Source organism: Neisseria sp. Dent CA1/247 (assembly GCF_022870825.1).
GTDB classification, from domain to species: domain Bacteria; phylum Pseudomonadota; class Gammaproteobacteria; order Burkholderiales; family Neisseriaceae; genus Neisseria; species Neisseria zoodegmatis.
In genome coordinates, this window is sequence record NZ_CP091522.1 from 695,006 (window position 1) to 713,765 (window position 18,760).

At 52.5% G+C, this 18,760-nt stretch carries 19 protein-coding genes; 5 read left to right on the forward strand and 14 right to left on the reverse strand.

Translation table 11 applies throughout. The features are described 5' to 3' along the window. Nucleotides 1–197: 197 nt before the first annotated feature. The 13 genes from tgt to guaB form a co-directional block, all read right to left on the reverse strand. Nucleotides 198–1,313, reverse strand: a complete 1,116-nt coding sequence (gene tgt, locus LVJ85_RS03380; protein WP_244741463.1) for a tRNA guanosine(34) transglycosylase Tgt — start codon at nt 1,311–1,313, stop codon at nt 198–200. A gap of 80 nt (nt 1,314–1,393) precedes the next feature. Further along, nucleotides 1,394–2,413, reverse strand: a complete 1,020-nt coding sequence (locus LVJ85_RS03385) for a pseudouridine synthase (protein WP_244741465.1) — start codon at nt 2,411–2,413, stop codon at nt 1,394–1,396. Nucleotides 2,414–2,799: 386 nt separating this feature from the next. Then, entirely contained in the window at nt 2,800–3,420 is a 621-nt protein-coding gene (locus LVJ85_RS03390; protein ID WP_244741468.1) for an SMC-Scp complex subunit ScpB, read from the reverse strand. A gap of 68 nt (nt 3,421–3,488) precedes the next feature. Next, entirely contained in the window at nt 3,489–4,454 is a 966-nt protein-coding gene (locus tag LVJ85_RS03395) for a GIY-YIG nuclease family protein (RefSeq protein WP_244741471.1), read from the reverse strand. A 72-nt stretch (nt 4,455–4,526) separates the two neighbouring features. Further along, nucleotides 4,527–4,868, reverse strand: coding sequence for a hypothetical protein (locus tag LVJ85_RS03400; protein ID WP_244741474.1), 342 nt, complete (start codon nt 4,866–4,868; stop codon nt 4,527–4,529). Nucleotides 4,869–5,001: 133 nt separating this feature from the next. Further along, nucleotides 5,002–5,946 (reverse strand): ribosome biogenesis GTPase YlqF, encoded by a 945-nt coding sequence (ylqF, locus tag LVJ85_RS03405; protein ID WP_244741476.1) that lies wholly within the window; start codon nt 5,944–5,946, stop codon nt 5,002–5,004. Nucleotides 5,947–6,188: 242 nt separating this feature from the next. Then, nucleotides 6,189–7,043, reverse strand: coding sequence for an RNase adapter RapZ (gene rapZ, locus LVJ85_RS03410; RefSeq protein WP_244741478.1), 855 nt, complete (start codon nt 7,041–7,043; stop codon nt 6,189–6,191). Further along, nucleotides 7,024–7,986, reverse strand: coding sequence for an HPr(Ser) kinase/phosphatase (hprK, locus tag LVJ85_RS03415; protein WP_244741480.1), 963 nt, complete (start codon nt 7,984–7,986; stop codon nt 7,024–7,026). Before hprK ends, rapZ begins: the two co-directional genes overlap by 20 nt. Nucleotides 7,987–7,989: 3 nt before the next feature. Continuing rightward, nucleotides 7,990–8,439, reverse strand: coding sequence for a PTS IIA-like nitrogen regulatory protein PtsN (ptsN, locus tag LVJ85_RS03420; protein WP_085362766.1), 450 nt, complete (start codon nt 8,437–8,439; stop codon nt 7,990–7,992). Between the two features lie 218 nt (nt 8,440–8,657). Then, nucleotides 8,658–8,933: a cell division protein FtsB gene (gene ftsB, locus LVJ85_RS03425; protein ID WP_085362767.1), complete on the reverse strand. Its 276-nt coding sequence runs from the start codon at nt 8,931–8,933 to the stop codon at nt 8,658–8,660. Between the two features lie 15 nt (nt 8,934–8,948). Beyond that, complete coding sequence (gene eno, locus LVJ85_RS03430) at nt 8,949–10,235, reverse strand: phosphopyruvate hydratase (RefSeq protein WP_244741482.1); 1,287 nt, start codon at nt 10,233–10,235, stop codon at nt 8,949–8,951. A gap of 243 nt (nt 10,236–10,478) precedes the next feature. Next, nucleotides 10,479–10,790, reverse strand: a complete 312-nt coding sequence (locus tag LVJ85_RS03435; protein WP_244741484.1) for a hypothetical protein — start codon at nt 10,788–10,790, stop codon at nt 10,479–10,481. Nucleotides 10,791–10,852: 62 nt separating this feature from the next. Next, nucleotides 10,853–12,316 carry an IMP dehydrogenase gene (gene guaB, locus LVJ85_RS03440; RefSeq protein WP_244741487.1) on the reverse strand — a complete coding sequence of 488 codons (1,464 nt, stop codon included), beginning with the start codon at nt 12,314–12,316 and terminating at the stop codon, nt 10,853–10,855. A gap of 257 nt (nt 12,317–12,573) precedes the next feature. Between guaB and LVJ85_RS03445 the strand changes: the two genes are divergently transcribed. Further along, entirely contained in the window at nt 12,574–13,008 is a 435-nt protein-coding gene (locus LVJ85_RS03445) for a DUF4124 domain-containing protein (RefSeq protein ID WP_244741489.1), read from the forward strand. A 174-nt stretch (nt 13,009–13,182) separates the two neighbouring features. Here LVJ85_RS03445 and pmbA read toward each other — a convergent pair whose 3' ends face one another. Then, on the reverse strand, nt 13,183–14,511 hold the full coding sequence (gene pmbA / locus LVJ85_RS03450) for a metalloprotease PmbA (protein WP_244741491.1): 1,329 nt from the start codon (nt 14,509–14,511) through the stop codon (nt 13,183–13,185). Nucleotides 14,512–14,641: 130 nt separating this feature from the next. Here pmbA and yjgA point away from each other — a divergent pair, with 130 nt between their 5' ends. The 4 genes from yjgA (at nt 14,642) to LVJ85_RS03470 (ending at nt 18,580) form a co-directional block, all read left to right on the forward strand. After that, a complete protein-coding gene (yjgA, locus tag LVJ85_RS03455) occupies nt 14,642–15,178 on the forward strand; it encodes a ribosome biogenesis factor YjgA (RefSeq protein WP_244741493.1) in 537 nt (178 codons plus the stop codon). 391 nt (nt 15,179–15,569) lie between these two features. Continuing rightward, nucleotides 15,570–16,694, forward strand: coding sequence for an ABC transporter ATP-binding protein (locus LVJ85_RS03460; RefSeq protein WP_244741495.1), 1,125 nt, complete (start codon nt 15,570–15,572; stop codon nt 16,692–16,694). Nucleotides 16,695–16,712: 18 nt separating this feature from the next. Continuing rightward, nucleotides 16,713–17,690 (forward strand): ABC transporter permease subunit, encoded by a 978-nt coding sequence (locus tag LVJ85_RS03465; RefSeq protein WP_244741497.1) that lies wholly within the window; start codon nt 16,713–16,715, stop codon nt 17,688–17,690. Continuing rightward, nucleotides 17,690–18,580, forward strand: a complete 891-nt coding sequence (locus tag LVJ85_RS03470) for an ABC transporter permease subunit (RefSeq protein WP_085418667.1) — start codon at nt 17,690–17,692, stop codon at nt 18,578–18,580. The genes LVJ85_RS03465 and LVJ85_RS03470 overlap by 1 nt, the downstream gene beginning before the upstream one ends. Nucleotides 18,581–18,760 lie beyond the last annotated feature (180 nt).

Here is an 18,760-nt window from a genome sequence, read left to right on the forward strand (position 1 = left end):
GCTTAAGATATGCCTTGTGTTTCAGAAATATAGTAGGGCGGGCATCCTTGCCCGCCTATTTCTTAAACCATACATACAACTGAAAATATACAAAACGGCGGGCAGGGATGCCCGCCCTACACATGAATAGGCCGTCTGAAAAATAATTTTCAGACGGCCTGTTTACATATCGACACAAGCAGCTTGTCCGCGGGCGTTTAATCCGTACCCCACGCGCGGTTTTCGTGGAACTGCGCCTGCCATTCGGCAAACTTGCCTTGTTCGATGGCTTCGCGCATTTCCGCCATAATCACTTGATAGAAGTGGAGATTATGGATGGTGTTTAATTGCGCGCCCAAGATTTCGCCGGCTTTATGCAGATGGTAGAGATAAGCGCGGCTGAAGTTTTGGCAGGCGTAGCAGGTGCAGCTTTCGTCCAGCGGGCGGGTGTCGTGCTTGTGCTTGGCGTTTTTGATTTTGATGTCGCCGAAGCGGGTAAACAGCCAGCCGTTGCGGGCGTTGCGGGTGGGCATCACGCAGTCGAACATATCCACGCCGTGCGCCACGCCGTACACCAAATCTTCAGGCGTGCCGACGCCCATCAGGTAGTGCGGTTTGTGGGCGGGCAGCATCGGGCCGACTGCGCGCAGCATGCGGTACATTTCGGGCTTCGGTTCGCCTACCGAAAGGCCGCCGATGGCCAAGCCGGGGAAGTCGAATGCTTCCAAGCCTTTCAACGACTCTTCACGCAAGTCTTCATACATCGCGCCTTGCACGATGCCGAACAGCGCATTCGGGTTTTTCAAATCTTCAAACGCCTTTTTAGAGCGCTCTGCCCAGCGCAGGCTCATTTGCAGCGATTGACGCGCCTGTTCGTGGGTGGCTTCGCCGGGCGTGCATTCGTCGAGCTGCATGGCGATGTCGGAATTGAGCACGGTTTGAATCTTCATGGAGATTTCGGGCGATAGAAAGAGCTTGTCGCCGTTGATCGGGCTTTTGAACGTGCAGCCTTCTTCGGTGAGCTTGCGCATGTCGGACAGCGAAAACACTTGGAAACCGCCTGAATCGGTGAGAATCGGCTTGTCCCAACCGATAAATTGATGCAGACCGCCGAATTGTTCGATCACTTCCAAGCCGGGGCGCAGCCACAAGTGATAGGTGTTGCCCAAAATGATTTGCGCTTTGATGTCGTGCAGGTTGGCGGGCGTCATGGCTTTGACCGAGCCGTATGTGCCGACGGGCATAAACACAGGCGTTTCGATGGTGCCGTGGTTGAGTTCGAGTGTACCGCGGCGGGCGTGGCCGTCGGTTTTATGTAAAGTAAATTTCAACATGATGTTGGATGTAAAAAGTCAATATATCAAAGTAGAAGATCATGCCTTGCGGGCAAGACGGCGGAGAGGGCAGGGTGCGGTTATTTGCGGCGGCGGTTTCCCGGCAACGACATGCCTGCCCATTTCATAATATTGGCGACTTCGGCCGGATTCAGCTCGTAAAACTGGCCGCGTTTCAAGCGGTTCGGCAGGCCGATGGGGCCGAAGCCGACGCGCACCAAACGGCTTACGGTTAAGCCTTGGCTCTCGAAAATACGGCGCACTTCGCGGTTGCGGCCTTCTTTGATTACCACGTTATACCATTTGTTGGCACCCTCGCCGCCCTGCTCATAGATGCGTTCGACTTTGGCCAAACCGTCTTCCAGCATCACGCCTTCTTCCGTGAGCATTTTCATCTGTTCGGTGGAAAGCTCGCCCAACACGCGCACGGCGTATTCGCGCTCGACTTCAAAGCTGGGGTGGGCAAAGCGGTTGACCAGTTCGCCCGATGTGGTAAGGATCAACAGGCCGCTGGTGTTGATGTCCAAACGGCCGATGGCGACCCAGCGGCTGCTGGCGGCTTGCGGCAGGCGGTCGAAAATGCTCACGCGGCCTTGCGGGTCGTCGCGCGATACGATTTCGCCTTCTTGCTTGTAATAGAGAATGATGCGCGGCAGGCGGTCGGGCCATTTGAGCTTGATAACGTTGCCTTTAACGGTAACTTGGTCTTCCGGCGAAACTTTGTCGCCAAGCTGGGCGGTTTTGCCGTTGACGGTAACCAAGCCCTGCGTAATCCAGTCTTCCATTTCACGGCGCGAACCCACGCCTGATGCGGCAAGGGCTTTTTGCAGGCGCACCGGCTCGAAGCTGTCTAAATCGACACGTTTTTCTTTCAAATCGCGGGCGCGTTCCATGATTTTTTGATTGGGGTTGCGCACCACCAGCTTTTTGGCGCGGGAAGCCTGCGTTTTCGGCGCGGCGGGTTTGCCTGCGGCTTCTTTTACGCCCGTTTTATTCTTGAGGCCGTCTGAAAACTTGCCTGTGTTTTTGCGGGCAGCCGTTTTCTTGGCCAGTGCGCCGTCGCGCAATTCACGTTTGCTTGAGATTTTTTTGGTGTTCACTAGGGTCTCCTAACGCATTTTCCTGAAAGGAAAACGGTTCTTCTGCGGCTTTTGCGGCAGGATGGGTTGTTAAAAATAGATAAGGATGGGTTTCAGACGGCCTGTGTATCGGTGAGGCCGTCTGAAATTAATTCAGCCGTTTGCCGGATACTTGTATCCGACAAACAATGGTATTCGGCGATTTTGTCGGATTCGAGAATCCGACCTACTGCGGCTTTTGCGGCAGGATGGGTTGTTAAAAATAGATAAGGATGGGTTTTCAGACGGCCTCTGTATCCATGAGGCCGTCTGAAAACAATTCAGCCGTAGGTCGGATACTTGTATCCGACAAACAATGGTATGCCGGCGATTTTGTCGGATTCGAGAATCCGACCTACCGACCGAAATCAATTCAGTACGGGCGGTTCAGAAAGCGTTTCGGCTGACTCGGTTTGTTCTGTTTCTTCCTCGCCGCTTTCGGCAGGCTCGACTAAATCGGGCAATACCAACTCGCCCAATTCGGTGAGCGGCGGCAGTTCTTCCAAACTTTCCAACTGCAAATCGCTTAAAAACACATTGGTCGTCGCCCATAAAGCAGGGCGGCCGATGGAATCGCGGTGGCCGATCACCTCAATCCAGCCGCGGTCTTGCAGCGTCTGCATTACGTTTTGCGACACCGCCACGCCGCGTATGCCTTCGATATCGCCGCGCGTAACCGGCTGCTGGTAGGCGATAATCGCCAGCGTTTCCATCACCGCACGCGAATAGCGCGGCGCACGCTGTTCCTGCAAACTGCCCAACCGCTCGAATGCGGCTTGGGCAATCTGAAAACGCCAGCCTTCATGCGTATGCACCAACTGTAAAGCACGGTTTTGCCAGCGGGTTTTCAAGTTTGCCAGCACATCAATCAGCTTGTCGGGCGACAACGGCGGCACAAACAGCTCGCGCATGGTCTTTTCGCTGAGCGGTTCGGTTTGGGTAAGCAGCGCGGCTTCGATAAGCGCGTCGGGGGGGAGTTTGTCGGTCATGGTTTTATTGGTTTTTCAGACGGCCTGATATGGTGTTAAGTAGTATGGTTTAGTGCGGTTAGTTATGCTTACTTTTTACGATAGACTTCATCTAAAGTTAAGCCACGTTCTGTGCGCCAATATTGCCAACCGTTACGATTGTTGCCCAGCACCAATGCTGCGGCCATACTCGGGCTGGCGCATAATTGTGCCGACTGCAAAACATAATAATCGGGATCTTTACTATCTGCCAAAAAGTTGCTTGCGAGCCATTGTTGGTAAATTTCCCTCCAGCCCGGGGACAATGTTTCAGAAATCTTTTGATAAATCATCGTGTCCTCAAGCAATAAAATTTGCTCTGTTTCCACATTAAACAGACCCTTCCCGCGTAAGATTTTATCTCTACTTCGGCAGAATACCGTAATAGTCCGACCTGTCCACGTATTAGGGATTGAATATTCGTTTATATTGTCTTTAGACGAGTTTTCTTGGGCAGGAGGAATTTCAAGTTGGGCTGTTGCTTTAAGTAGTGTCTCTACTTCAATACTAGGCTCCTGTTTTTCAGTGAAAAAATCCTGATTCAATACCGCCAGAAGTGTGTCGATTTCATCAAAAATATTTTCGCAATCGGAACGAATGGAATCATGTAAATGGCGGTGGGTGTTACCGGCCGTACCATTTTCTAACGAAAATCTGCCTGCGGCTTGAGCATGTTCGATAGCCGTTTTTTCCAAGCAATATAAATGATCGAGGGTTCGAAAATCATTGTTTAATACGACAATAAAAGCACGCTGCCAAAACGCTTTAGTTTTGTCATGTTGTTTAATACGGGTACTTAAATCCATCGTTTGGCCAACATAAAGTTGATTACCTCCAACCAGAAAATAAATACCCATATCCCCCGCTTCTTTCATCTCGTAAAAAAGATGTAAGTCGGTACGAGGGATTTCAATCAGGCGAATATTACTGTTACTGGTACGTTCAACTTTACGGATTCCGCGCGGGTTTCCTGAAGGCAGAAAAATCCTAATGGTTTGGGAACGTGGTTTAGACATGATAGGCAGTTTAATATTTTCGTAAAATAAACAGTTTTTTTCAGACAGGCCGTCTGAAACAATCACATAAGATTAATCTTTCTTCTCTAATACATAAAATCCGCGCTGTGCGGCTTTGCTCCGGTCTTTGGCATCAATCGTGTAAACATTGACGCTGCCGGTTACGCCGCCGCATACGGCGGGAAACATCACGCCTGTTAGTACGTGTTTGCCTGCGGCATATATGCGGATGCCTTGCAGTTCGTCTGCCATTTTTTCAGGGCTGATGCCTCTGACTGCGTAGCATTGTTGCGAGCCGTCGTGTTTATAGACTTGGATATATCGGCTGTTTGCTCCGTCGGCATGGTTGGGGTGGGCGCAGGCGGTCAGCGATAAAATGCCGGTCAATAAAGCGGTGAGGGAAATGGTTTTCATAAGGCGCTCCTTCGGTAAGTCGGATTGCGGTCGGGCTGCGTAGGGCGGGCATCCCTGCCCGCTGTCGGTTTCCATTTTAAGGCAAGGCAAACATTGATCGGAAGCGGCAGGCGGGGATGCCCGCCCTACTGTTTCAATCTTTTTCAGACGGCCTTTGTCCTTTACGCTCGGCTTTTCTGGCTTCGCGGGCGGCTTTCAATTCGGCTTCTTTCTGTTTGGCTTTTTTGAGCCATGTTTCCCATTGGTTCGGTGTTTCAAGCGTGATTCTGCCGATGTGGCCGTCGCGGAAATCGGTGAGGGTGTTTTCGGCGGCTTTTTGGTAGTTGATGCGGCCGCCGCTTAATACGGCTCCGCGTTTTTTGGCAATCCATTCGAGCCAGTCGGTGTCGTTCCAATGGCTGCTGGGGTCTTTGTCGGCTTGGTAGCGTGCCTGCAACAGGGGCAGGTAGTGGCGGCGCAGGTAGTCGAGCAGTTCGAGGGCGACTTCTTCTTCGTCGAGTGCGTTGCGGCCTACGGCACCGCTGGCGGCGAGGTTGTAGCCGCTTTCTTCTACGATGATTTTCGGCCACAGCATGCCGGGGGTGTCGTAGAGCCAGAAGTCGTCGGCGAGAAACAGGCGTTGTTCGGCTTTGGTGATGCCGGGTTCGTTGCCGGTTTTGGCGGATTTTTTGCCGATCATGCCGTTTATCAGGGTGGATTTGCCGACGTTGGGGATGCCGCAGATCAAGACGCGCAGGGGCTTGTCGATACCGCCGCGGTTGGGCATCATGTTGCGGCAGGCGCGGGTGATTTTGGCGGTTGCGCCTTGCTCGGAAGAGTCGAGGGCGATGGCTTGGGTGTCGGGCCGGCTGTTGTAGTAATCGAGCCAGACGGCGGTGCGTTCGGGGTCGGCAAGGTCTTGTTTGTTGAGGATTTTGAGCTTGGGTTTGCCGTGCGAAAGTTGTGCCAGCAGGGGGTTTTCGCTGGAGGCGGGCAGGCGGGCATCGAGCATTTCAATCACCATATCGACGCTTTTGATGCGCTCGGCGATGGCTTTTTTCGCCTTGTTCATGTGTCCGGGGAACCATTGGATTGCCATAATGTTTTGCTCTTTTATCGATATGGATAGCAAATGGGTTTGCTATGGGTATTTGTTTTATGGGGAGGCCGTCTGAAAATAGTGCTGCTTTATTTCGGGTCGGTTTATTGCCCGTAATCGGCCGGATAACGTAATCAGGCAGCCCGACAAAGGCTGCCTGAATGAGTGCGGCAATTATAGCATATTGTTTTGCTTTAAGCTTTCAGACGGCCTCTGATGCAAGAGGCCGTCTGAAAATGGGGTTAACGTTCTGCCAATACGGACAATTGACGGTGGCGCACGAGCAGTTCGTAATGTCCTTTCAACCGCTCTGCCAACTGCTCGACAACATATACGGAGCGGTGTTGCCCGCCGGTGCAACCGATGCCGATGGTAACGTAGCTGCGGCTTTCTACCTGCATTTGCGGCAGCCAGCGGTTGATGAAGGTGCTGATGTCGTTGATCATTTCTTGTACGGCGGGTTGTCGGTTCAGGTAATCCTGAATCGGTTTGTCGAGGCCGTTGAATGGGCGCAGTTCGGTATCGTAATAAGGATTGGGTAGGCTGCGCATGTCAAACAGGAAATCGACGTTGGTCGGCACGCCGTATTTGAAGCCGAACGATTCTAAAATCACCAATAAACCTTTGCGCTCGTGTTTCAGCCATTGCTGCACGCTGTAACGGAGTTGCTGGGCGTTCATTTTCGAGGTGTCGATACAATAAGCTAATTCGCGCAGCGGGGAAAGCCACGCCCGCTCTTGTTGCAGGCCTTCGAGCAAGGTAAGTGTTTGGCCGGACAGAGGATGGCTGCGGCGCGTTTCGGAAAAACGGCGTATCAGCACGGCTTCGTCGGCTTCTAAAAACAATACTTCTACATCGTAGCCTTGTTGGCGCAGGAGTTTGATTTGCTCTTCAGCCTCGTTGATGTCGATACGCGAACGGATGTCGACGCTGATGCCGAGCTGGGTGATTTCGCTGTTGTCGAGATGATATTGGATCAGGCCGGGCAGCAGCTTCATCGGCAGGTTGTCGACGCAATAATAGCCCAAGTCTTCCAGCAGCTTGAGGGCAACTGATTTGCCCGAACCGGAAAGGCCGCTAATCAGCACTATTTTCATGATCGGATTCGTTTTCTTTCAACATGGTTTGATGGCGCTCGAGAAATTCCCGCGTGCTGTCTTTGCCGCGCAATTGCAAAATGTAATTGCGGACGGCGGCTTCGACCAAAACGGCCAAGTTGCGGCCGATGGCCACGGGCAGCGTTACCGAGCGCACGTTGACATCTAAAATGGATTCGGTTTCGGAACGGATGCTCAGGCGGTCGAGGCGTTTCATGTATTCATCGTCGGCCGGTACCAGATTGATGATTAATTGAAGGATTTTTTTGGGGCGGATGGAAGTTTCGCCGAAAATGTGGCGGATATTGAGTACGCCCAATCCGCGCACTTCGAGAAAATCCCGCAGCATCGGCGGGCAGCGGCCGTCGAGGGTTTCGGGGCCGGTGCGGTAGAGTTCGACCGCATCGTCGGCAATCAGGCTGTGGCCGCGAGAAATCAGCTCCAAGGCCAGCTCGCTCTTACCTAAGCCCGACTGGCCGGTAATCAATACGCCGATTTCAAACACATCGAGAAATACGCCGTGTTTGATGGTGGAAACAGCCAATACGCGTTGCAGGTAAATCCGCAAAACGTCCATCAGATACGGGCTTTCCCGTTTGGACATCAGTAGCGGTACGTTGTTGGTGTGGCAGTAGTCGCGCAGCACGGGCGGCACGGGGAGGTCGTTCGCCACGATAACCAGCGACATGGGCAGGTCGAAAAGCTCGTTAAAACCGGCGGCGGTTTCTCCGGCTTCCATGCGCTGGAGGTATTCGACTTCTGCCACGCCCAAAACCTGCACTTGGTTGGGATGGATAAAATTCAAATGGCCGACCAGCGCCAAAACGGGCTTGTCGGCCTCTACGCCGATACGGTTATCGGCTCCCGCCGTACCTGCCGCCCACGCCAGTTGCAGCTTGTGCTGGTTGTCTTGATACAGGCGGCGTACTGAAATGCTGGGCATTGTTTACTCTTCTTTTAAAAGCTGCTGTACTTCTTCGGCAGAAGTGGCTGCCATCAATGCTTCGCGTACTGATTTTTGGGAGAATCGGCCGGCCAGTTTCGATAAAACTTCCAGATGTTCGCCGGTAGCGTTTTCCGGCACGAGCAGTACGAAAATCAGCGAAACGGGTTTGCCGTCGGGGGCGTCGAAAGCAACCGGCTCTTTGGTGCGGATGAATGCGCCGACTGCTTTTTTCACGGAAGCGTGGCGGCCGTGCGGAATGGCTACGCCTTGACCTAAGCCGGTAGTGCCGAGCTTTTCGCGGGCAAACAGGCAGTCGAACACATCGGCGCGCGCCAGCCCGGCTTCGTTTTCAAGCAGCAGCCCGGCCTGCTCGAAGATGCGTTTTTTACTGCTGACTTCTAAATCCAGCACAATATGTGATAAGGGCAAGATTTCGCTGATCAGGCTCATATCTTTCTCTTTTTAAGTAAGCAAAACAGGGTGGGATTGTACCGACAGTTGGTGTAAATCTCAAATTTTCAAGGCTGATTTACACTGTACTGGGGTGTTTTGGTTTTGTTTATGTTTAGATAATTCAATGGGTTAAAATTTTATGGTTAACGGTGGGGAGTAAAAGAAAGAGGCCGTCTGAAAGTATTTTCAGACGGCCTCGATAGTGCTTCGGATGCTTAGCGGCGGTAAACCAAACGGTAGTAGGTTTCGCCGTTTTGGATGTAGCCTAAATCCACCCGTGCGATTTCGGCGATGGCGTCTTGGCCTTCTTCCAAATCGTTTACTTCGGCTTCCAGAGCATTATTGCGCAAGGTTAATGCCTGGTTTTTTTCTTCCTGTTCGGCAACTTGGTCTTGCAGGCGCCACATATCGCGCCAACCGCCTTTGGAGAGCCAAAGGCTGTATTGGAACCATGCCAGCGCGGTAATTAAAACCAGGGTAACCCATTTCATAACCGATACCTTTAATTATTTGCCTAATTGGTAGAAGGCGGCTTTGCCGGGGTAGTAGGCGGCTTCGGCCAATTCTTCTTCGATACGCAGCAATTGGTTGTATTTGGCCATGCGGTCTGAACGGCTCAGGGAGCCGGTTTTGATCTGCATGCAGTTGGTGGCAACGGCCAAGTCGGCGATGGTGCTGTCTTCGGTTTCGCCCGAACGGTGGCTCATCACGCTGGTGTAGCGGTTGCGTTTGGCCAGCTCGACAGCTTTGAGGGTTTCGCTCAAGGTGCCGATTTGGTTGACTTTAACTAAAAGGGCGTTGGCGATGCCTTGCTCGATGCCTTCGGCCAGGATTTTCGGGTTGGTAACGAATAAGTCGTCGCCGACCAGCTGTACTTTTTTGCCGAGTTTTTCGGTCAGATGTTTCCAGCCGGCACGGTCGTTTTCGTCCATGCCGTCTTCGATGGAAACGATGGGGTAGGTGTCAACCAATTTGGCCAAGTAGTCGGCAAACTCTTCGCTGGTCAGCGCCAAGCCTTCTGCGCTCAGGTGGTATTTGCCGTCTTTGTAGAATTCGCTGGAGGCGCAATCCAAGGCAAACAGCACGTCTTCGCCCGCTACATATCCGGCAGCGGTAACAGCTTCCTGCATCAGTTGCAGGGCTTCTTCGTGGCTGTTTAGGTTGGGAGCGAAGCCGCCTTCGTCACCCACGGTGGTGGGGAAGCCTTTGCCGTCGCACAATTTTTTCAGGGCGTGGAAAATTTCGGCACCGCAGCGCAGGGCGTCGCGGAAGCTTTTTGCGCCCACGGGCATAATCATAAATTCTTGAATGTCCAAGCTGTTGTTGGCGTGTGCGCCGCCGTTGATGACATTCATCATCGGTACGGGCATAGCCATCGGGCCTGCGCCGCCCAAGTAGCGGTATAAGGGCAGGCCGGCATCTTCGGCTGCGGCACGGGCAACGGCCATGGATACGGCCAAGGTGGCGTTGGCGCCGAGGCGGCCTTTGTTTTCGGTGCCGTCCAGTTCGATCATGATTTGGTCGATATAGCTTTGCTCGGAAGCGTCGAGGCCGATCAGAGCTTGGGCGATTTCGTTATTAACGTGTTCTACTGCTTTCAATACGCCTTTGCCCAAATAGCGGGATTCGTCGCCGTCGCGCAGTTCCAAAGCTTCTTTTTGGCCGGTTGATGCGCCTGAAGGCACGGCGGCACGCCCCATTACGCCGGACTCGAGCAATACGTCGCATTCAACGGTGGGGTTGCCGCGCGAATCCAGAATTTCGCGGGCAAAAATATCAATAATCGTACTCATGGAATTCTCCTGAATCGTTCAATTTAAAGTGAACACATCAAACTTAAAGTGGATAAATATTTTCAGGCGTCTTGTTATGGCTTGGTTTCAGACGACCTGAAAATGACAGGTATTTTATAAAGATGCCGATTATACCGATTCAGGCCGTCTGAAAGGAATGTTTACCGACAGGCCGTCTGAAAAAGTGAACAGGCATCCGATGCGCCGGACGGGGTAAAAGTTTCCGCTCGGTTTGGCGGGCGATCATCCGTGCAGTTCGAGAAATTTGCGGCTGATTTCCCGGAATGCGGCATCATCAATATTAAGCTGTTTGAGAGATTGGCCTTGGGCGGCAAAGTAGTGTTCGCCGCGATCGGTCGTGATTTTGAATAAGGCTTCCAAGCCGTGACCGTCAAATCCAAACAGATACCCGAATTCGCATGATGTATCGGCGAGGTCTGTATAGTCTTCGCCTTGAGCCAGCAATGAAAGGGCGGTATCCGCAAGCGTTTCTTTCAAAGGCCGGTTGTCGATTTCATTATGCTTGCCGGGTTGCTCCATTTTTCTCTCTCCCATACTTGGTTTTTGAGTAAGGCCGTCTGAAAAATATTTTTCAGACGGCCTCTATTGGAACACCATCAGCGATGGTAGTTCGGCGCCTCTTTGGTAATTTGCACATCGTGAACGTGTGATTCGCTCATACCGGCGGACGTGATTTCCACAAATTCCGCTTTTTCGTGCATTTCGGCGATGCTGGCGCAGCCCAAGTAGCCCATGCTGGAGCGCAAGCCGCCCATCAGTTGGTGGATGATTTGCACAATCGGGCCTTTGTACGGCACGCGGCCTTCGATGCCTTCGGGTACATATTTATCCGTGCTGTCCTGCTTGTCTTGGAAGTAGCGGTCGGAAGAGCCTTGGCTCATGGCGCCCAAAGAACCCATGCCGCGGTAGGATTTGTACGAACGGCCTTGATACAGTTCGATTTCGCCCGGTGCTTCTTCGGTGCCGGCAAACATACCGCCGAGCATCACGGTGCTGGCGCCTGCTGCCAACGCTTTGGCGATGTCGCCGGAGAAGCGGATGCCGCCGTCGGCAATCAGCGGAATACCGGTGCCTTTCAAGGCTTCGGAAACATTGTGAATCGCAGTCAATTGCGGTACGCCCACACCGGCCACGATGCGGGTGGTACAGATAGAACCGGGGCCGATGCCGACTTTAACCGCGTCCGCACCTGCCGCAACCAAATCGCGGGCGGCTTGGGCGGTGGCGATGTTGCCGCCGATGACTTGTACTTGCGGGAAGTTTTGTTTTACCCAGCGCACGCGGTCGAGTACGCCTTGGCTGTGGCCGTGGGCAGTGTCCACCACCAATACGTCCACGCCCGCTGCAACCAATGCTTTTACGCGCTCGTCGGTATCTGCGCCGACGCCAACCGCCGCGCCTACACGCAGGCGGCCGTCTGAATCTTTGTTGGCATTCGGGAATTCGGTGGTTTTCAGAATATCTTTAACCGTAATCAGGCCTTTGAGTTCCCACGCTGCGTTCACAACCAATACGCGTTCTACTTTATGGTCGTGCATGACGTCGCGTGCATCTTCAATGCTGGTGCCTTCGGAAACGGTAACCAAACGGTCGCGCGGCGTCATAATCGATGAAACCGGCTGGTTGAGGCGTTTTTCAAAACGCAGGTCGCGGTTGGTAACCAAGCCCACCACTTTGCCGTTTTCCACCACGGGCAGACCCGACATCTTACGTTTGCGGCGGGAAAGCATTTCCACCAAGTCGCGAATCGGCATTTCGGGCGGAATGGTTACGGGATCTTTCACGATACCGCTCTCATGGCGCTTCACCTTCGCCACGGCTTCTGCCTGACGCTCGATGGTCATGTTTTTATGGATAATGCCGATGCCGCCTTCCTGAGCCATTGAAATGGCCAGCTTGGCTTCGGTAACCGTATCCATAGCAGCAGAAAGAAGGGGAAGATTGATGGTGATGTTGCGGGTGAGCGGGGTTTGGAGTTTGACGTCTCGCGGCAGTACTTGGGAATGTGCGGGAACCAGTAAAACATCGTCAAAAGTATAGGCTTTCTCTACGATACGCATGATGCTCGGGCTTTCAGTTTGTGCAAGATGCACGGCATTGTATCAAATTTGGCCTGCGCTTGATACCCGTTTCCGGCAGATTCGGACCGTAAAATTTAAGAAAATTACATAAGCCGTGCACGCTTTGATGATGCGTTTCGTTGTAACGATACCAAAAGTAACCATTGTCTTGCAGGAAAAGCCGTCTGCATCATGACACTTACTTAATTTAACAGTACAATGAAGGCCGTCTGAAACATAACTGAAAGAAAAAGACCATGCACATTACCCGTTTTGCCCGATTACTCTTCATTTCCGGGATGCTGGTTTCCGGCAGCGTTTCCGTTGCCGAGGTTTACACATGGAAAAACAAAGGCGGCGGCAACAGCTATTCGGATGTGCCACAAAACCTGAAAATTTCGCAATCCGGCACGGTTAATATCCGCACCCAAACCGTAACTCCGCCGCCTGCGCCGAAAGCCGAAGAGGGCACGCTGGCCGACAAGCAAAAGGATTTGAACGACGCCGTTGCTGCGGAAAACAAGAAAATCGAAGAGCAGAATAAAAAGGTTGAAGAAGAAAACCGCCTGCAAAAAGAAAGCAACTGCAAAATTGCGCGCATGAACCGCCAGTTTGCCGAAACCGCGCGTATCGCCAACCGTGATGAATTTGTGAAGCGTTATGACGCGGATGTGGCGAAATTCTGTAATTGATGAGGTTTATAGGCAATCGGCTTAACTTTGACTACGGCGTTGCTCTGCTTTGTATTCAAAATAGGTTGATTGCCGTAGTGCATTCGGTTGGATTGGGTTGTAAAGAGAGGCCGTCTGAAAACTTTTCAGACGGCCTTGGTCGTTTAAGCGGGCTGTTTCAATAGATGGATCATTTTAACTGCCTGCTACGGTCATTTCGCTGATCAGCACCGAGCCGATTTTGTTGGTTGAGCGTTTCAATGCGTCGCCCGACACGCCGACGATATTCAGATACATATCCTGTAAATGTCCGGCGATGGTGATTTCTTCCACGGGGTAGGCAATCACGCCGTTTTCCACCCAGAAACCCGCCGCGCCGCGCGAATAGTCGCCCGTGAGCATGTTTACGCCTTGCCCCATCAGTTCGGTAACGAGCAGGCCGGTGCCCATTTCTTTCAGTAAATCGGATTGGGCGGCATGGGTGTGGTTCAGATAAAGATTGTGTGCGCCGCCCGCATTGGCCGTGGTTTGCATACCGAGTTTGCGTGCGCTGTAACTGCTTAAGAAATAGCCTTGTATGATGCCGTTTTCAATCACGAAGCGCGGACGGGTTGCCACACCTTCGGCATCGAAATAGGTGCTGCCGAACGATTGGGGAATGTGCGGCTCTTCACGCAGGCTGAGAAATTCGGGCAGCAGCGGTTTGCCGAGACTGTCGATCAGAAAACTGCTTTGGCGGTACAAAGCGCCGCCGCTTAATGCACCGACGAGATGCCCGATCAGGCCGCCTGAAACGGTGGCGTCAAACAACACGGGATAGCTGCCGGTAGGGATGCTGCGTCCGCCCAAACGGCGCACGGTGCGTTCGGCGGCGGTGCGGCCTATGCTTTCGGGCGATTCCAAATCGAGATGGCGGCATGAGGTGTCGTACCAATAATCGCGCTGCATGCCGTCTGAATCGGCGGCGACCACGCTGCAGGAAATGCTGTGGCGCGTGCCTTGCTGGTGGGCGGCAAAGCCGTGCGAATTGCCGTAAACATATTGGTAATGCCCGGTTTGTACGCCTGCGCCGTCGGAGTTGGAGATGCGCGCGTCGGTATCCATTGCGGCTTGTTCGCATTGCTTGGCAAGGGCAACGGCGGCTTCGGCGGATAAATCCCATTCGTGGTATTTGTCTAAATCGCCGATTTCACGCGCCATTAAATCGGCATCGGCCAAGCCCGCGCAATCGTCTTCGGCGGTGTATTTGGCAATATCGACGGCGGCCTGCACGGTGTCGCGCAAGGCTTGTCGGGAAAAGTCGGCGGTGCTGGCGCGGCCTTTGCGCCGGCCGACATAGACGGTGATATCGAGCGATTTGTCTTGCTGGTATTCGATTTGTTCGATTTCGCCCAAGCGCACACTCACGCTTTGACCGAGCGATTCGCTCAAGTCGGCTTCGGCGGCTGTGGCTCCGTATTCGCGGGCGAGGGAAAGCACCTGCCCGCAAAGGTCGAGCAGTTCGTTTTTGCTGTGGTTGAACATGGGTAATCCGATGAAAAAATCGGTGTCATTTTAACTGTTTTCAGACGGCCGCGGCAAAATTGTCGCTATGGGAAAGATAGGGTGGGGCGGCTGTGTTAGAATGCTGCGGTTACCGAATACGGATAGTGCTATGAGCAACAATGAACAGGAATGGGTAAGCAAAACCCAAATGAAAAAACAGATGGACAGCCTGCAAGACCTCGGTATGCAGCTGACCAAGCTTTCTGCCGATACGCTGAAAAAAATCGGCTTGTCGGAAGATTTATACGAAGCAGTGGTAACGTATAAAAAAATCACGTCCAACGGCGCATTGAAACGGCAGGCGCAATACATCGGCCGTTTGATGCGCGACACCGATCCCGAACCGATTGAGCGTTATCTGGCCAAACTGCGCGGCGAAAATGCGGCGCATAATGCGTTCTTGCAGCGTGTCGAGCAGGCGCGCGACCGTTTGATAGCGGGCGACGACGCGCTCACGGCGTTTATTGCCGACTATCCGCATGCCGACGCGGGCAAGCTGCGCACGTTGATCCGCAATACCCGTAAAGAGCAGGAATCGAACAAGCCGCCGAAAAACTTCCGCGCTTTATTCCAAGAAATCAAAGCCGTGATGGACGGCGGCCATACCGATGCGGATGACGGCGTACAAGAAGAGGATTTCGAGTAAACGATGCTATTCTGCCGCTCGAAGTGCATTGATGATTTAGTCATCGAAACGAGGCCGTCTGAAACACATTTTCAGACGGCCTCGTTTGATATTAAACGGTTTTATTGTGATGTCATGGCGTGCAGATGTGTTGCCCCTACCGTACATAAATTGCCTGCGATTTACACAAACTGCTGAAAAGTTTAATTTTGTATTGCCCCGCAAAGGGATAGACTCATATAATTGCGTGTTTACAAAACGGGGCTGTCAGTAACCTTTACCGGTTTCTCACAGCCCTTAGAAATTTTTCATGCTGCCCGTGCGCTCTTTAAACCAGCAATCAAACAGCTTTTTATCACCCCACGAAAATCCGTTTTGCCGGTACTCGTTATGAATTTGGAGTATTGCCATTATGAACGCAACCCCTGCGTCTGCCATCCAACCCTATCTGCAAATACAAGGCTTGGTAAAAAAGTTTGGTGACAATTACGCTGTCGATCACATCGACTTAGATATTGAAAAACATGAAATTTTTGCCCTTTTGGGCAGTTCGGGCAGCGGTAAATCCACGCTGCTGCGCATGCTGGCCGGCATGGAAACCCCCAACCAGGGGAAAATCATCCTCGACGGACAAGACATTACCCGTCTTGCTCCCTATGAGCGCCCCATCAATATGATGTTCCAAAGCTATGCGCTGTTCCCGCACATGACCGTGGAGCAAAACATCGCTTTCGGTCTCAAACAAGACAAAATGCCCAAAGACGAAATCGCCGCCCGAGTGGAGGAAATGCTGCGTCTCGTGCAAATGACCAAATTCGCCAAACGCAAGCCGCACCAGCTTTCAGGCGGCCAGCAACAACGCGTTGCCTTGGCACGCAGCTTGGCTAAACGTCCGAAAATCCTCTTGCTCGACGAACCTTTGGGCGCACTCGACAAAAAACTGCGCCAGCAAACCCAACTCGAATTGGTGAACACGCTGGAGCAGGTGGGTGTAACCTGCATCATGGTAACGCACGACCAAGAAGAAGCCATGACAATGGCAACCCGCGTGGCGATTATGTCTGAAGGCAAATTGCAGCAGGTTGGCACGCCGAGCGACGTGTACGACTTCCCCAACAGCCGCTTTACCGCCGAATTTATTGGCGAAACCAATATTTTTGAAGGCACCGTGCTGGAAGACCACGCCGATTACGCGATTATCCAACTGCCTGAGTTGGAAAACAAAATCCGTATCGACCACGGTTTGGGCGGCCGTGCCGAACAAAACCTGTGGATCAGCATCCGCCCCGAAGACATTGATTTATACAAAGAAAAGCCCGAACACTTGGGCGAATACAACTGGGAAAAAGGCGTGGTGAAAGAGATTGCCTATCTGGGCAGCTTCGCCATTTATCATGTGGAATTGGCTAACGGCCGCGTGATTAAGAGCCAAGTTCCCGCACCTTACTGGCATGTGCGCAATATCGCACCGCCCACTTGGGAAGAAACCGTGTATGTGAGCTGGCCGGAAAACCAGCCCACTCCGTTGTTTAGCTAAGCAGTAAGGACATCCGCCATGAAATTGAAAACCCTCAAACGCAAGCTGTTGCGCCGCCCGGGTCAGCGCGCAGTAATCGGCGTGCCTTATCTTTGGCTGCTGGTGCTGTTTCTGATTCCGTTTGCGATTGTGCTGAAAATCAGTTTTGCCGAACAAGAGCTGGCTATTCCGCCGTATTCGCCGCTGATTACGACCGATCCCGATTTCGGCCGTCTGAATATCGCGTTGAACTATCAAAACTACGCCGATATTTTCCAAAACTTTTGGAGCAGTTTAGGGCAGATGCTGAACCCGTTTTCAGACGGCAACGGCAGCAATATCTATCTGCTGACTTATTGGCTGTCGATTAAAACGGCGCTTACCACCACTCTGATTTGTCTGCTGCTGGGCTATCCGATTGCCTACGCCATTTCGCGTGCCAATCCTGCCTACCGCAACGGTTTGCTGCTGGCGATTATGCTGCCTTTCTGGACATCGTTTCTGCTGCGCGTGTATGCGTGGATGGGCTTGCTCGGCCATAACGGCATTATCAACAATTTCCTGTTGAAACATGAAATCATTCGAGAGCCGTTGAATATGTTTTACAACGCGTTTTCGTTGAATCTGGTGATGGTGTACGCCTATCTGCCGTTTATGATTCTGCCGCTTTACACCCAATTGGTGAAACTGGACGGCAGATTGCTTGAAGCCGCTTCCGATTTGGGCGCGGGGCCGGTGAAATCGTTTTTCTCCATTACTTTGCCTTTGTCGAAAACCGGCATCGTGGCAGGCTCCATGCTGGTGTTTGTACCTGCGGTAGGTGAGTATGTGATTCCCGAATTGGTGGGCGGCTCCGAAAACCTGATGATCGGTAAAGTGTTGTGGCAGGCGTTCTTCGATCAGAACAACTGGCCGCTGGCTTCTGCCGTTGCCGTAGTGATGGTGATTCTGCTGGTGATTCCGATTGTGTTGTTCCACCGCTATGAAAACCGTGAAATCGAAGAAGGAGCCAAATAATGTCTAAATACAAATTGTCTTGGTTTCTCAAGCTGATGTTGGCGTTGGGGCTGGCGTTTCTGTATATCCCGCTGGTGATTTTGGTGATTTATTCGTTTAACGAATCCAAGCTGGTTACGGTTTGGGGCGGTTTCTCGACCAAATGGTACAGCGCGCTGGCGGGCAACAGCACGATTTTGGAAGCGGCATGGCTGTCGCTGCGTATCGCCGCCGTATCGTCGCTCGCAGCGGTGGTGCTCGGCACTTTGGCAGGCTATGCGCTGGCGCGTATCAAGCGTTTCCGCGGCAGCACGCTGTTTGCCGGCATGGTGTCCGCGCCGATGGTGATGCCCGATGTGATTACCGGTTTGTCGATGCTGCTGCTGATTATTCAGGTGCAAATGTTCCTGCAAAGCAGCGAACTCTTAAGCTGGCTTTACTTCGACCGCGGCTTCTTCACCATTTTCTTGGGGCACACCACATTGTGTATGGCCTATATCACCGTGATTATCCGCTCGCGTTTGGTTGAGTTGGATCAGTCGCTGGAAGAGGCCGCCATGGATTTGGGTGCGCGCCCGCTGAAAATCTTTTTTGTGATTACCTTACCGCTGATTGCGCCTGCGATTGCTTCGGGATTCCTGCTGGGCATTACGCTGTCGCTGGATGATTTGGTGATTACGTCGTTCTTGTCCGGCCCGGGTTCTTCCACTTTGCCGCAAGTGATTTTCTCGAAAATCAAACTCGGCTTGGACCCGCAGATGAATGTGTTGGCGACCATTATGATTGCCATCGTCGGCACACTGGTTATCGGCATCAATTATTACATGATGCGGCAAACCACAAAGCGCGAACGCGAAGCCGCCGAAGCGTATCGTCAGGAAAAACTGGCTTTGGAGAATGCCAACAAATAAGCTTACTGCACAGGCTGCCCGTTGAACGGCAGCCTGTTTTTTTTTACCGTGTGGTACGATGAGGCAAATTTATGGTCGAGACCTTTACAAAAACCTCATCTGCGGCGCATTTCTGCGTTGCGCGTTTATGCCCTAGGGGTACTGCCCGCTCGTTTGCCTATCGTGTGTATGTCTGCACTC